Here is a 14,196-nt window from a genome sequence, read left to right as displayed (position 1 = left end):
TAATAATGAAGCCAATATATTTTTAATTTGTAGTAACAGATTGATGGGAGGATGTAACATGAACATTCATGAGTACCAAGCGAAAGAAATTTTCCGCAAGTACAACGTTGCAGTTCCTAATAGTAAAGTAGCTTTTTCTGTTAACGAAGCAGTTCAAGCTGCAGAAGAATTAGGTTCAAATGTTTCTGTTGTAAAAGCACAGATCCACGCAGGTGGTCGTGGTAAAGCTGGCGGTGTAAAAATCGCAAAGAATTTAGATGAAGTTCGTGAATATGCGGATGAAATCTTAGGTAAGACATTAGTAACACACCAAACTGGTCCTGAAGGTAAAGAAGTTAAACGTCTTCTTATCGAAGAAGGATGCGACATAAAGAAAGAATATTACTTAGGTGTTGTATTAGATCGTGCAACTTCTCGCGTCGTTATGATGGGTTCTGAAGAAGGTGGAACTGAGATTGAAGAAGTAGCAGAAGAAACACCAGAAAAAATCTTCAAAGAAGTGATTGATCCTGTAACAGGATTAACTCCTTTCCAAGCTAGAAGATTAGCTTTTAACATCAATATCCCTGACGAATTATTAGGTAAGGCAGTTAAGTTTATGATGAGCCTTTATCAAGTATTCGTTGAGAAAGATTGCTCAATCGCTGAAATTAACCCACTAGTTACAACTGGTGATGGTGAGGTAATGGCGTTAGATGCAAAACTAAACTTTGACGATAACGCTTTATTCCGTCAAAAAGATATTCTGGAGTTTCGTGATTTAGATGAAGAAGATGAGAAGGAAATTGAAGCATCTAAATATGACTTGAGCTACATTGCTCTAGACGGAAACATCGGTTGTATGGTTAATGGTGCTGGACTAGCTATGGCTACGATGGACATCATTAAGCATCACGGCGGTGAACCAGCTAACTTCTTAGATGTTGGTGGCGGTGCGACAGCTGAAAAGGTTACAGAAGCATTCAAGATTATTCTATCTGATGACAGTGTAAAAGGAATCCTTGTTAACATTTTCGGTGGAATCATGAAATGTGATGTTATCGCTGAAGGTGTAGTTGAGGCAACTAAACAAATTGGTTTAGAAATTCCATTAGTCGTTCGTTTAGAAGGAACAAATGTTGAGTTAGGTAAGAAAATCTTAGATGAGTCTGGACTTAACATCACGTCTGCAGAATCTATGGCAGATGCAGCTGAAAAAATCGTATCACTAGTAAAATAAGAAAGGACGGGCGAAAATGAGCGTTTTTATTAATAAAGATACTAAAGTATTAGTTCAAGGTATCACTGGTGGAACAGCGAAATTCCATACAAAGCAAATGCTTGAATATGGAACAAACATTGTTGCTGGTGTTACTCCTAAAAAAGGCGGTACAGAAGTAGAAGGTGTACCTGTCTATAACACTGTACAAGATGCAGTAGATAAAACAGGCGCAAACGCATCTGTAATTTATGTACCAGCTCCATTTGCAGCAGATGCAATCATGGAGGCAGTTGATGCTGAAATGGATCTTGTCATCTGTATTACAGAACATATTCCAGTTATAGATATGGTTAAAGTTAAGCGTTATATGGAAGGTAAGAAAACACGCTTAGTTGGACCAAACTGCCCAGGTGTTATTACACCAGATGAATGTAAAATTGGTATTATGCCAGGATATATTCATAAAAAAGGTCACATTGGTGTAGTATCTCGTTCTGGTACATTAACTTATGAAGCTGTACATCAGCTTTCTGAGGAAGGATACGGCCAATCTACAGCTGTAGGTATTGGTGGAGACCCAGTAAACGGTACAGACTTCATTGACGTACTTAAAGCATTTAATGAAGACCCAGATACTCACGCAGTTATGATGATTGGTGAGATCGGTGGTACAGCTGAGGAAGAAGCAGCTGAATGGGTTAAAGCTAATATGACTAAACCAGTTGTTGGATTCATTGGTGGTGCAACAGCTCCTCCAGGAAAACGTATGGGTCACGCTGGTGCAATTATCTCAGGTGGTAAAGGTACAGCTGAAGAAAAACAGCGCATAATGAGAGAGTGCGGTATTAAAGTTGCTGAAACACCTGCCGTAATGGGAGAAACAATGATTGAAGTATTAAAAGAGAATGACCTTTTAGAAAAAACAAAAACTCATTAATAATTAATTCCCCGAAAATAGGTCATTACTTATTCTCGGGGAATTTTCAATTAAAGGAGTGATTTTTATTGAATGACAATTTATCATTTAAGCTGTATCATTTGATGCAGTTTAAGGGTATGAACAGAAGAAAAATCCATGCTTATTTGAGTTATGACCCAATGTTAGAGAGAATTAATCAACATTCCCCAACTGAACTTCAACAAACCTTTCATTTACACCCAAGTCAAGCAACATCTTTACATTATTATTTAAATTCAAAAAGACATATTGAGTTAAACTATTTAGATTATAAGAAGGAAAATCCAATCACTTTTTTTGATTCAGATTATCCAATTGAATTAAGAGAAATTCCGGATTCCCCGTTAATTTTGTATTGGAAAGGGAATAAAGAATTATTAAGAATGCCAAAAGTTTCTATTATTGGTACACGCAACCCTTCACAATCAGCTTCTCATAAAATCGATTTATTTCTTAAACCAACCGTGGAAAACAACATCGCAATTGTTAGTGGTCTTGCATATGGTATAGATGCTATGGCCCATCAATATGCACTTAGTCATAATGGTTCTACCATAGCAATATTAGGGTTCGGATACCATCACATTTATCCTAAAGAGCATCAGCTATTATTTAATAAAATTATTGAATCGGGACTTATCTTAACAGAGTATCACCCAAAGTTAAGACCACAAAAATGGTATTTTCCAGAAAGAAATCGAATAATAAGTGGACTTTCGGCAGCTACTATAATTATTGAAGCTTCTGAGAGAAGTGGTACAATGATTACAGCCGATCAGGCACTCGAACAAGGCAAAGAAGTATTTTCCATTCCTGATTCGATATTTTTAGATCAAGCACAGGGTTGTTTGAAACTCATTCAAGATGGTGCTATACCTTTAGTTAAACCAGAAGAATTGACAAATTGGTATGTTGAAAATCATTTAATTTACCTGCAAGAAAAAGTGTGAAACACATGTTTGTCGAAAATTGAAGTTTGACAAACTATATAAATTTATTTAATAATGAAACAGATTTAATTAAAGCAAAATACCTCGTAGGAGGATTCGGTACATGTCAGATTATTTAGTTATAGTAGAATCACCAGCTAAAGCCAAAACAATAGAACGTTATTTAGGTAAAAAATATAGTGTTAAAGCATCTATGGGTCACGTTATAGATTTACCCAAAAGTCAAATGGGTGTTGATGTAAAAAATAATTTTGAACCTAGATATATTACTATTCGAGGAAAAGGTCCTGTTTTAAATGACCTGAAAAAAGCTGCTAAGAAAGCCAAACAAGTCTATCTCGCAGCTGACCCCGACCGCGAAGGGGAAGCGATTGCATGGCACTTAGCTCATTCACTTGGTATTCAGGAAGATGCGCCATGTCGAGTGGTTTTTAATGAAATAACAAAAGATGCTGTTAAATCTTCGTTTAAGAATCCAAGAACACTTGATATGGATTTAGTAAATGCTCAGCAGGCTCGTCGTGTATTAGACCGACTTGTTGGTTACAATATTAGTCCTTTACTATGGAAGAAAGTAAAAAAAGGATTAAGTGCCGGGCGTGTACAATCCGTTGCAGTTAAAATGATTATTGATCGTGAAAATGAAATTAAAAACTTTGAACCAGAAGAATACTGGTCAATTACAGGCCATTTCAAAAAAGGGAAAAAAGACTTTGAAGCAAAGTTTTATGGTGTAAATGGAGAAAAACAAGGATTAAAATCCAAAGAAGCTGTAGATCAAGTACTGAATCAATTAGATGGTAAAAACTTTGATGTTAAAAAAGTAAACAAAAGAGAAAGAAAACGTAATCCAGCTTTACCTTTTACAACCTCTTCTCTACAACAAGAAGCTTTTAGAAAGCTAAACTTTCGAGCTAAGAAAACAATGATGATTGCTCAGCAGTTATACGAAGGTATTAATTTAGGTGGTCGTGAAGGTACAACTGGTTTAATTACTTACATGCGTACAGACTCAACCCGTATATCTGATACAGCGAAAAATGAAGCAAGTACTTACATTAATGAAAATTACGGTAAAGAGTTCTTAGGTCCTAACCGTAAGGCAAAGAAAAGTGAAGGTGCTCAAGATGCGCACGAGGCAATCCGTCCAACATCACCGAATAGAGCACCATTAGCCATTAAAGAAAAACTTTCAAGAGATCAATATCGCCTATATAAATTAATATGGGAACGATTTATGGCAAGCCAAATGGCACCGGCTATTCTTGATACAGTAACTGCTCACCTTTATAATAACGATATTGAATTTAGAGCATCAGGTTCTGAGATCAAGTTCAAAGGGTTCATGAAGCTTTACATTGAAGGAACTGATGATAATAAGAAAGAAGAAAATAAGATTTTACCACCGATGAAGGAAGGCGATGTGGTTAAAGCCGAAGACATACAACCAGATCAGCATTTTACACAGCCGCCTCCAAGATATACTGAAGCACGCTTAGTTAAGACTTTAGAAGAAAAAGGAATTGGCCGACCGTCAACATATGCTCCAACGTTAGATACAATTCAACGTAGAGGATATGTAGCCCTTGATAACCGTCGCTTTATCCCAACTGAGCTTGGTGAAATTGTAATTAATTTAATAAAAGAGTATTTTCCTGAAATTATTAATGTGGAATTTACAGTTAAAATGGAAAATGACTTAGATGATGTAGAAGAAGGCTCTAAACAATGGCGAGAAATCATTAACACATTCTATGAAGATTTTGAGAAGCGCCTTGAAAAAGCCGAAGAAGAAATCGAAAAAGTTGAAGTAAGAGATGAACCAGCAGGTGTCGATTGTGAAAAATGTGGTCATGAAATGGTTTATAAAATGGGGCGTTATGGAAAGTTCCTAGCTTGCTCAAACTTCCCAGATTGTCGCAACACAAAACCTATACTTAAAGAAATTGGTGTAAAGTGTCCTAAGTGTAAAGAGGGAAATGTCGTAGAAAGAAAAAGTAAAAAGAAACGAACTTTCTATGGGTGTGATCAATTCCCTGAATGTGATTTTGTATCATGGGATAAACCAATTGACCGACCATGTCCGAAGTGTAATTCTTTATTAGTTGAAAAGAAAAAGAAAAAAGGTACACAAGTAACTTGTACGGAATGTGATTATGAAGAAAACGCACAACAATAAATAATTAAAAGTAATGCCTCACTCTAATGTGGTGCTTCCACAATAGGGTGAGGCATTTTTGTGTCTAAACGAACTTCATATTTTGTTATCACATTTTTCCAATGAAATTGCAATACATTGAATATTTTGTATCCATATTGTGAAAGATGTATTTAGTCAAGTTTTTTAAATTGACTTACAATTAACCATCATATAAAATATGCGATTGTTGATGTTGAAGTATTGTGAAATTATTATGACAAACAATTAATAATTGTTGAAATACTTTGAAAAGTTTGATAAGATTTAAACGTTTTGAAAGGGGAGCTTCAAGGTGACTTATCCTTCAAGCGTTGAGTTATTTCAAAATTACATGAAAGTAGAGAAAAATGCTTCTCCTATAACGATAAATCATTATATCAGAGATGTTAAGCAATTTCACGACTTTCTAAAAAGAGAAGTAATCGATAATCTCAATGAAATAAATCATTTAAATATTAGACTTTTTTTAACAGAATTATATGATGGTGAATTATCAAGACGATCAGTATCTAGAAAAATATCGAGCTTACGTTCATACTTTAATTTTCTAGAACTTGAGGGAACTGTTAAACAAAACCCTTTCAAGTTTGTTTCAATGCCAAAAATGAAAAAGAACATTCCAGAATTTTTTTACGAAGAAGAGTTAGTTAAACTGTTTGAAGTTGAAGATTTAACTACTCATTTAGGGCAAAGAAATCAAGCTATTCTGGAAGTTTTATATGCCACTGGCATGCGTGTGAATGAATTAGTTAAATTGAAGCTAAGTGATGTTGATTTTAGTTTAAATACCGTTCTCGTGTTTGGAAAGGGCAGTAAAGAACGATATATACCGTTTGGTTCTTTTGCAAGCCATTCTCTTAATCAATATATTAATGATGGCAGGAACCAGTTATTAAATAAAGCTGATCATACAGAGTATGTCTTCTTGAATCATCGAGGACAGCCATTAACTGATCGTGGAGTAAGGTATGTTCTAAATGAAATGATAAAAAGAGCTTCCTTATCATCAACTATTCATCCACACAAATTAAGACATACATTTGCTACACATTTATTAAATGAAGGTGCAGATCTAAGAACAGTTCAAGATATGCTAGGACATGAGAATTTATCTTCTACTCAGGTTTATACTCATGTCACTAGTGACTATTTACAAAAGATTTATAAAAATGCGCATCCAAGATCATGATTATAGGGGAGATGTGAATTGGAACAACAACAATTTCATGCAACAACTATTTTTGCAGTACTACATAAAGGTAAAGCCGCTATGAGTGGTGATGGCCAAGTTACTTTAGGTAATGCTGTTGTCATGAAACATAAGGCTAGAAAAGTTCGTAAATTATTTAATGGTAAAGTTTTAGCCGGCTTTGCAGGTTCAGTAGCAGATGCTTTCACTTTGTTTGAAAAATTTGAGGCTTATTTAGAAAAATATAGTGGTAATTTATCACGAGCTGCTGTTGAATTGGCTAAAGAATGGCGTAGTGATAAGGTGTTACGTAAGCTCGAAGCGATGTTAATTGTTATGAACCATGACACAATGCTTTTAGTGTCGGGTACAGGTGAAGTTATTGAACCTGATGATGAGGTATTAGCGATCGGTTCAGGAGGTAACTATGCGCTAAGTGCAGGGCGAGCTCTTAAGCGCTTTGGGGAAAACCAAAGTGCAGAGGAAATTGCAAAAGCGGCCTTACAAATTGCTAGTGAGATTTGTGTCTTCACAAATGATCAAATTGTTTTAGAAACTTTAGATGATAAAGGAGAATAATTCAATGAGCACAAAGGCGACACCACGACAACTTGTGGAAAAGCTTGATCAATATGTTATCGGTCAAAGCGATGCAAAGAAAGCTTTGGCTGTAGCTCTAAGAAATAGATATCGGCGAATGCAAATGCCAGAAGACATTCGAGACGAAATAGTTCCTAAAAATATTCTCATGATTGGTCCTACTGGTGTGGGTAAGACCGAATTAGCTAGAAGACTTGCGAAACTTGTCGGAGCACCTTTTGTTAAGGTTGAAGCGACTAAATTTACAGAAGTGGGTTATGTAGGTCGAGATGTTGAATCAATGGTTAGAGATTTAGTAGATACCAGTGTTCGAATGGTCAAGGAAGAGAAGATGTTAGAGATTCAAGATGAAGCAAGAAAATTGGCTAACAAGCGATTAGTAAAATTAATAGTACCATCTAAGAAGAAAAACACTCAAGTGAAAAACCCTTTTGAAATGTTGTTTAATAATTCAGAACAGGAACAAGCTAATCAGGATGATTATGAAGAATCTGATGTCATGAACCAAAGACAACGCATTGAGCATCAATTGGAGATGGGTGAACTTGAAGATCAGATGGTGACTATAGAGGTTGAGGAACAGCAATCATCTATGTTTGATATGTTACAAGGTTCGGGTATAGAACAAATGGGTATGAACATGCAAGATGCATTTAATCAACTCATGCCTAAAAAGAAAAAGAAACGTCGCTTACCTGTTAAAGAAGCTAGAGTAGTACTAACTCAAATGGAAGCGGAGAAATTGATTGATACAGATGACATTCATCAAGTTGCTATAGATCAAGCAGAACAATCTGGCATTATATTTATTGATGAAATTGATAAAGTATGCGGAAAAGATGAAGGTCAAGCCAATGTTTCAAGAGAAGGGGTTCAAAGAGATATACTACCGATAGTTGAAGGTTCGACCATTATGACAAAGTATGGTGCAGTAAAAACTGACTATATGTTATTTATTTCTGCTGGTGCTTTTCATATGGCTAAACCTTCAGATTTAATCCCTGAACTACAAGGACGTTTCCCTATTAGGGTAGAACTGAATAAGCTTATGATTGAAGATTTTATCAATATATTAACTGAACCATCTAACGCAATTATTAAACAGTATTCAGCTTTATTAGAAACTGAAGGAATTAACCTGGAGTTTAAAGGTGATGCTATCAAACGTATTGCTGAAATTGCTTTTGAAGTTAACCAAGAAACAGATAATATTGGTGCCAGAAGACTTCATACTATAATGGAAAAATTACTTGAAGATTTATCATTTGAGGCACCAGATATCAACTTAGCAACAATTGAAATAACTGAACAGTATGTAGATGAAAAGCTAACTAATATTGTGAAAAATAAAGACCTATCTCAGTTTATATTATAAAAGTTAAATAATTTTAGGAGGATGTACCATGAATTTATTAGAGAAAACAAGAACCATTAACGCAATGTTACAAAAAACGAAAGGAAATGCAGTGAATTTTAATGATATGTCAGCAACAATGAGAAATGTTATTGCTGCTAATGTATTTGTTCTAAGTCGTAAAGGTAAATTACTAGGTTTTGCGATTAATCAGGAAATTGAAAATGACAGAATGAAACAAATGCTTGAAGATCGCCGTTTTCCAGATGAATATACCCAACAGCTTTTTAACATTAATGAAACAACAGCGAACCTTGACATTAATAGCCAATACACAGCTTTCCCAGTAGAAAATAAAGAGTTATTTAAGAATGGATTGACTACACTTGTGCCTATTATTGGTGGTGGTGAACGACTAGGTACTTTAATATTAAGTCGTTTAGAAGACAGCTTTGAAGAAGACGATCTTCTACTTGCTGAATATGCTGCTACAGTCGTAGGTATGGAAATTCTTCACCAAAAATCTGAAGAAATCGAAGAAGAAGCGAGAAGTAAAGCTGTTGTACAAATGGCTATTAACTCTTTATCGTATAGTGAGCTTGAAGCAATCGAGCACATCTTTGAAGAATTAGATGGTAATGAGGGATTATTAGTTGCTAGTAAAATTGCAGACCGAGTTGGCATAACTCGTTCTGTTATTGTAAACGCACTACGTAAATTAGAAAGTGCTGGAGTTATTGAATCACGCTCATTAGGAATGAAAGGAACTTACATTAAAGTTCTAAATGACAAATTCTTATTTGAATTAGAGAAGCATAGCATTAAATAAATTGAGTCTAAATACTCAATAATTATAGGACATGCCCTTTTTAGCTACGGATAAACTTGTAGCTAAGGAGGGCATTTTTTTATGTGGTTAGTTTTTGGTATTATCTTTAAGAAAATGGCCCTATAATACAGGAAAATAATAGAAATAATAATTTGAAAAATGTTCGACAATTTTCATAAAAATAGCATTGAAGTATATCATTACAGCGCGTTTTATGTAATAATATAAACATAAATTTGTAACATTAGTGTAAAATATGTTGAATTTTACAGAATTTTCGGATATTTTATAAATAATAACAATGATCGTGAGGTGTTGTTTGTGAAATTGTTTAGCGAAACCATAAACAACTTAGAACGAGGATTAAGTTATTCATCACTCAAGAATAAAACGATTGCACAGAATATAGCCAATGTTGATACACCTAATTACAAGGCTAAAGACGTGAATTTTAAACAACAATTATCAAATGAACAAAGCCGTCTAGAAGCAAAACGTACTAACGTTAAACATTTACCTTTCTCTAACCAAAGAAACAATATAGAAGTTTCAACAAGACAAAATGTTACATATAATCACAATGGTAATAGTGTGGATATTGACAAGGAAATGACAGAACTTGCTCAAAACCAACTATATTATGAGGCATTGGTAGAGAGGATTAATGGTAAATTTAACTCTTTAAAAGAAGTGCTTAGAGGAGGTAACTAATGATGGGTATTTTTGATGGAATGAATACAAGTGGAAGTGCCCTTACTGCTAACCGTTTTAAAATGGATGTTATTTCATCAAATCTAGCAAATGCTGATACAACAAGAGCTAGATTAAATGAGAATGGTGAATGGGAACCTTACCGTCGAAAAGTTGTGACTCAAGAGCCAAGAGGTGCAAATTTCAATTCATTTTTACAGAAAGCTATGAATCAAAGTGATTCTCCTGGTAATGGTGTAAGAGTGAGTGGGGTTGAAGAAGATCCTGCACCGTTTAAACAGGTGTATAACCCGAACCATCCAGACGCAGATGAAAATGGTTATGTTGCCATGCCAAATGTAGACCCATTAAAAGAAATGATTAATATGATGAGTACGACAAGAGCATATGAGGCTAATGTGACTGCATTAAATGCTTCGAAAGGAATGCTTATGAAAGCTCTTGAAATTGGACGTTAGTAGGAGGGTATCTAATTGGACTCAATAAATCCTTTATTTTTAAAAAGTGATATTAAAGCAATGAACAACAGTAAGATGATTAATCAAGTGTCGCCAAGCCAAACTCATGATCAATTTGCTAATGCATTAAAACAAGCCATTAATAAAGTAAACGAAGCACAAAATGTCTCTGATCAAAAAACAAATGCTTTGGTTAATGGTGAAATTAATGACTTGCATGAAGTTATGATCGCTGCTCAGAAAGCAAGCGTGACACTACAGACTGCAACTCAAGTTCAAAGTAAGGCTATTGAAGCTTATAAAGAAGTTATGCGAATGCAACTATAATAATTAGGATTTAGCCATGAAATCGGAGGACTACGATGAATGAAACAGTACAAAAATTCAGGAATAGATTCGTAGAATTTTGGAGTTCAAAGTCTAAGACACAAAAAATAGGTATGGTCGGTGGATTAGTTGGACTTCCGTTAATTCTTATTGTTTCTACTTTATTGTTCACATCCAGTAATATGGTTCCTTTATACAGTAATTTATCTCATCAAGAAGCGGGACAATTAACAAGTGAACTGGATAGTCGCGGTGTAAAGTACGAGTTGACCGATGGTGGAACAACAATCTTAGTTCCTGATGCTCAATCTGATCGCTTATTAGTAGATTTTGCTGCACAAGGTATACCGAATAGCGGAAATATTGATTACTCCTTTTTTAGTGAAAATGTATCTTGGGGTATGACAGACGAGGAGAGGCAGATAATTGAATTAGATGCCTTACAGACAGAACTCGCTTCATTAATCTCTAATATACAGGGTATAGAAAGTGCAAAAGTTTTAATTAATCAACCAAAAGAATCTATCTTTGTTGGAGATCAGCAGGAGTCATCCTCAGCTTCAATTGTTTTAAATACTGAATATGGCTATGAATTTAGCCAAAGTAAAATTCGAAGCTTATATCATCTCGTATCAAAAGCGGTACCTAACTTGCCAACAGAGAACATTGTAATCATGAATCAGAATTTTGAGTACTTTGACTTAAACACGAACACAACTGGTAATGGAAATACATACGTAGAGCATCAACAAATTAAGGAAGACATAGAAAGAGATTTACAACGTCGGGTTCAAAGAGTTTTAGGAACGATGATCGGACAAGATAAAGTTGTTGTATCAGTAACAACAGATATTGATTTCACGCGCGAGAACCGTGTTGAAGAATTAGTTGAACCGGTTGACTTAGAAAATATGGAAGGTTTACCTGTCAGTGTTGATCGAGTTACTGAAACCTATGCTGGTATTGATGGTGGTCAAATCCCTTCAGATGTAACTGATATCCCTGAATACCTGGGACAAGGAGATACTGATGACCTTTCAGAATACGAAATGGTTCGTGAAACAATTAATAATGAGTTCAATCGTATTCGTCGTGACATAGTTGAAAGCCCTTATGAGGTTAGAGATATTGGTATACAAGTAGCTGTCGATAATTCAGTAGAAGAAAACGGAGAGCAAGTTACACTTTCAGCAGCTGAACAACAATCGGTTGAAGAAGATGTACAATCAATTTTATCTTCTATGATTGAAACATCAATCTCAGCAGATGTTATTAACAATACAGAAACCTTTAATCCTGCTGATAAAGTGTCAATTGTCTTTCAGCCTTTCTCTGAAGGTACAAACATAAGTCAACCTGTCCCAACTATTCCAACTTGGGTCTATGTAGTTGGGGGCGGACTACTATTACTTGTTATTTTATTAATCTTCTTAGTACTTCGTAGACGAAATGAAGACGATGAATTGGTAGAAACAGAAGAAAGTTACAGCAGTAAAGTTGAAGAACTTCCACTAGAAGAAGATTTATCAGACTCTGGAATGAGAAGAAAACAATTAGAAAACTTAGCTAAGGATAAACCAGAAGAATTTGCAAAACTATTAAGAACTTGGATCTCAGAAGATTAGGAGGCATTATATTATGGCCACTAAGCGTAGTGAATTGACAGGGAAACAGAAGGCAGCCGTCTTATTAATCTCTCTAGGTCCTGATGTCTCTGCTCAAGTCTATAAACATTTAACAGAAGAAGAAATTGAGAAATTAACATTAGAAATCTCATCTGTAAAAAAAGTAGATGGGTCACAAAAAGAAGAAATATTAGAACAATTTCATCAGATCGCTTTAGCTCAAGATTATATATCTCAAGGCGGTATTAATTACGCCAAAACAGTTTTAGAAAAAGCGTTGGGTGAGAACCAAGCAAGTCAAATTATCGGTCGTTTAACATCTTCATTGCAGGTAAGGCCGTTTGATTTTGCTAGACAATCAGACCCTAGTCAAATCTATAATTTTATACAAAATGAGCACCCTCAAACAATTGCTCTTATACTATCGTATCTAAACTCAGAACAAGCAGCACAAATATTGTCTGAATTACCTGAAGATACTCAATCAGACATAGCCAGAAGAATTGCAGTTATGGACTCTGCTTCACCAGAAGTCGTCAGCGAAGTTGAAACATTGTTAGAGAAAAAGCTCTCTGCGACAGTAACGCAGGATTACACTGAAACTGGCGGTGTAGAGTCGATTGTTCAGATATTGAACGGTGTTGACCGATCTACTGAACGAACAATCTTAGATGATTTAGAAAGTAAAGATCCAGAATTGGCGGAGGAAATCAAGAAACGTATGTTTGTATTTGAAGATATTGTTACTCTTGATAACCGTGCTATTCAACGCGTAATTCGTGATGTAGAAAACGAAGACTTAATTATGGCATTAAAAGTTGCGAGTGAAGAAGTACAAGATCTTCTTTACCAAAACATGTCGAACAGAATGGCAGAAACGATTAAAGAAGAAATTGAGTTCATGGGTCCAGTTAGATTAAAAGATGTCGAAGAATCTCAAACAAGGATAGTAGCTACAATTAGAAGGCTAGAAGAAATGGGAGAGATTGTAATTGCTCGTGGTGGAGGTGACGACATCATTGTCTAATATCTATCGTTTAACAGATGAACGGTCCAAGAGTGGTAAAGTTATTCAAGTAAAACCGGTTCACCAAAAAGAGACGACGTCTCATGATAATGATTCAACAGAAATAAAACAACAGCAAATCGAAGAATTAAGAATTAAAGCTAAACAAGAATTAGATCGTGCTAAAGAGGAAGCTAACCAATTATTAAGTGAAGCAAAACTTAATATCGAAGAAAAGTATAAAAAACTTGAGGAACAATCACATCAGATGATGAATGAGGCCAAAGATAATGGTTATCAAGAGGGGTATTCTGAAGGTTTTAAAAAAGGTGAGTTAGAAGCAGAAAGAATCTACGAAGAACTAATTAAAAATGCCCAAGAATTAGTGCAACAAACTAAAAATGATTATCACGAAAAACTTAAAGAAGCAGAAAATGACATCATTAAACTCACCATTTCATCTGTTGAAAAGATATTATTGCAAAAGATGACTGAAGATCAATCCACTTACTTTAATATTATAAAAGACAGCTTGGAAGAAGTTATTCATCAACCAGAAGTGACATTAAATGTACATCCAGGTCAATACAAGTTTTTACAAGAAAACATTGAAGAACTTGAAGAATTGTTTCCAAATAAAGGGGTTTTAACCATATTCCCTAATAAAGACTTATCTGAAAATAGTTGTTTGATTGAGTCACCTTTTGGAATGATTGATTCAAGTATTGATACTCAATTACATCAATTAAAAATACACCTCACCGATATTATAAAAGGGGAGAATTAGA

General features: G+C 34.9%; 14 protein-coding genes. All 14 read left to right on the top strand.

The window, feature by feature from the left end; all coding sequences use genetic code 11:
• The first annotated feature begins 58 nt into the window (after nucleotides 1–58).
• The 14 genes from sucC to fliH all read left to right on the top strand — a co-directional run bounded on the left by sucC (nucleotide 59) and on the right by fliH (nucleotide 14,195).
• A complete protein-coding gene (sucC, locus tag E3U55_RS05245; RefSeq protein ID WP_134339297.1) occupies nucleotides 59–1,219 on the top strand; it encodes an ADP-forming succinate--CoA ligase subunit beta in 1,161 nt (386 codons plus the stop codon).
• A gap of 16 nt (nucleotides 1,220–1,235) precedes the next feature.
• Entirely contained in the window at nucleotides 1,236–2,138 is a 903-nt protein-coding gene (gene sucD / locus E3U55_RS05240; RefSeq protein WP_134339296.1) for a succinate--CoA ligase subunit alpha, read from the top strand.
• 68 nt (nucleotides 2,139–2,206) lie between these two features.
• Nucleotides 2,207–3,109: a DNA-processing protein DprA gene (dprA, locus tag E3U55_RS05235; RefSeq protein WP_134339295.1), complete on the top strand. Its 903-nt coding sequence runs from the start codon at nucleotides 2,207–2,209 to the stop codon at nucleotides 3,107–3,109.
• A 103-nt stretch (nucleotides 3,110–3,212) separates the two neighbouring features.
• Nucleotides 3,213–5,288 (top strand): type I DNA topoisomerase, encoded by a 2,076-nt coding sequence (gene topA, locus E3U55_RS05230; RefSeq protein WP_134339294.1) that lies wholly within the window; start codon nucleotides 3,213–3,215, stop codon nucleotides 5,286–5,288.
• A gap of 313 nt (nucleotides 5,289–5,601) precedes the next feature.
• Nucleotides 5,602–6,498 carry a tyrosine recombinase XerC gene (gene xerC / locus E3U55_RS05225; protein ID WP_228547475.1) on the top strand — a complete coding sequence of 299 codons (897 nt, stop codon included), beginning with the start codon at nucleotides 5,602–5,604 and terminating at the stop codon, nucleotides 6,496–6,498.
• 18 nt (nucleotides 6,499–6,516) lie between these two features.
• Nucleotides 6,517–7,077 carry an ATP-dependent protease subunit HslV gene (gene hslV, locus E3U55_RS05220; protein ID WP_134339293.1) on the top strand — a complete coding sequence of 187 codons (561 nt, stop codon included), beginning with the start codon at nucleotides 6,517–6,519 and terminating at the stop codon, nucleotides 7,075–7,077.
• Between the two features lie 4 nt (nucleotides 7,078–7,081).
• Entirely contained in the window at nucleotides 7,082–8,473 is a 1,392-nt protein-coding gene (gene hslU, locus E3U55_RS05215; protein WP_134339292.1) for an ATP-dependent protease ATPase subunit HslU, read from the top strand.
• A gap of 28 nt (nucleotides 8,474–8,501) precedes the next feature.
• On the top strand, nucleotides 8,502–9,281 hold the full coding sequence (codY, locus tag E3U55_RS05210; RefSeq protein ID WP_134339291.1) for a GTP-sensing pleiotropic transcriptional regulator CodY: 780 nt from the start codon (nucleotides 8,502–8,504) through the stop codon (nucleotides 9,279–9,281).
• Nucleotides 9,282–9,602: 321 nt separating this feature from the next.
• Complete coding sequence (flgB, locus tag E3U55_RS05205) at nucleotides 9,603–9,992, top strand: flagellar basal body rod protein FlgB (RefSeq protein WP_134339290.1); 390 nt, start codon at nucleotides 9,603–9,605, stop codon at nucleotides 9,990–9,992.
• Nucleotides 9,993–9,994: 2 nt separating this feature from the next.
• The gene (gene flgC / locus E3U55_RS05200) at nucleotides 9,995–10,450 is read left to right on the top strand and encodes a flagellar basal body rod protein FlgC (protein ID WP_134339439.1); all 456 of its coding nucleotides are present in this window, start codon (nucleotides 9,995–9,997) and stop codon (nucleotides 10,448–10,450) included.
• A gap of 15 nt (nucleotides 10,451–10,465) precedes the next feature.
• Complete coding sequence (gene fliE / locus E3U55_RS05195; RefSeq protein WP_228547474.1) at nucleotides 10,466–10,777, top strand: flagellar hook-basal body complex protein FliE; 312 nt, start codon at nucleotides 10,466–10,468, stop codon at nucleotides 10,775–10,777.
• Between the two features lie 35 nt (nucleotides 10,778–10,812).
• Entirely contained in the window at nucleotides 10,813–12,402 is a 1,590-nt protein-coding gene (fliF, locus tag E3U55_RS05190; RefSeq protein WP_134339289.1) for a flagellar basal-body MS-ring/collar protein FliF, read from the top strand.
• Between the two features lie 13 nt (nucleotides 12,403–12,415).
• Nucleotides 12,416–13,429 (top strand): flagellar motor switch protein FliG, encoded by a 1,014-nt coding sequence (gene fliG, locus E3U55_RS05185; RefSeq protein ID WP_134339288.1) that lies wholly within the window; start codon nucleotides 12,416–12,418, stop codon nucleotides 13,427–13,429.
• Nucleotides 13,422–14,195, top strand: a complete 774-nt coding sequence (fliH, locus tag E3U55_RS05180) for a flagellar assembly protein FliH (protein ID WP_194840824.1) — start codon at nucleotides 13,422–13,424, stop codon at nucleotides 14,193–14,195. The genes fliG and fliH overlap by 8 nt, the downstream gene beginning before the upstream one ends.
• The last annotated feature ends 1 nt before the right edge of the window (nucleotide 14,196 follow it).

Origin of the sequence: Filobacillus milosensis (assembly GCF_004402015.1) — a bacterium.
Taxonomy (GTDB): Bacteria; Bacillota; Bacilli; order Bacillales; family Alkalibacillaceae; genus Filobacillus; species Filobacillus milosensis.
This window is presented reverse-complemented; position numbering and strand designations above follow the sequence as displayed.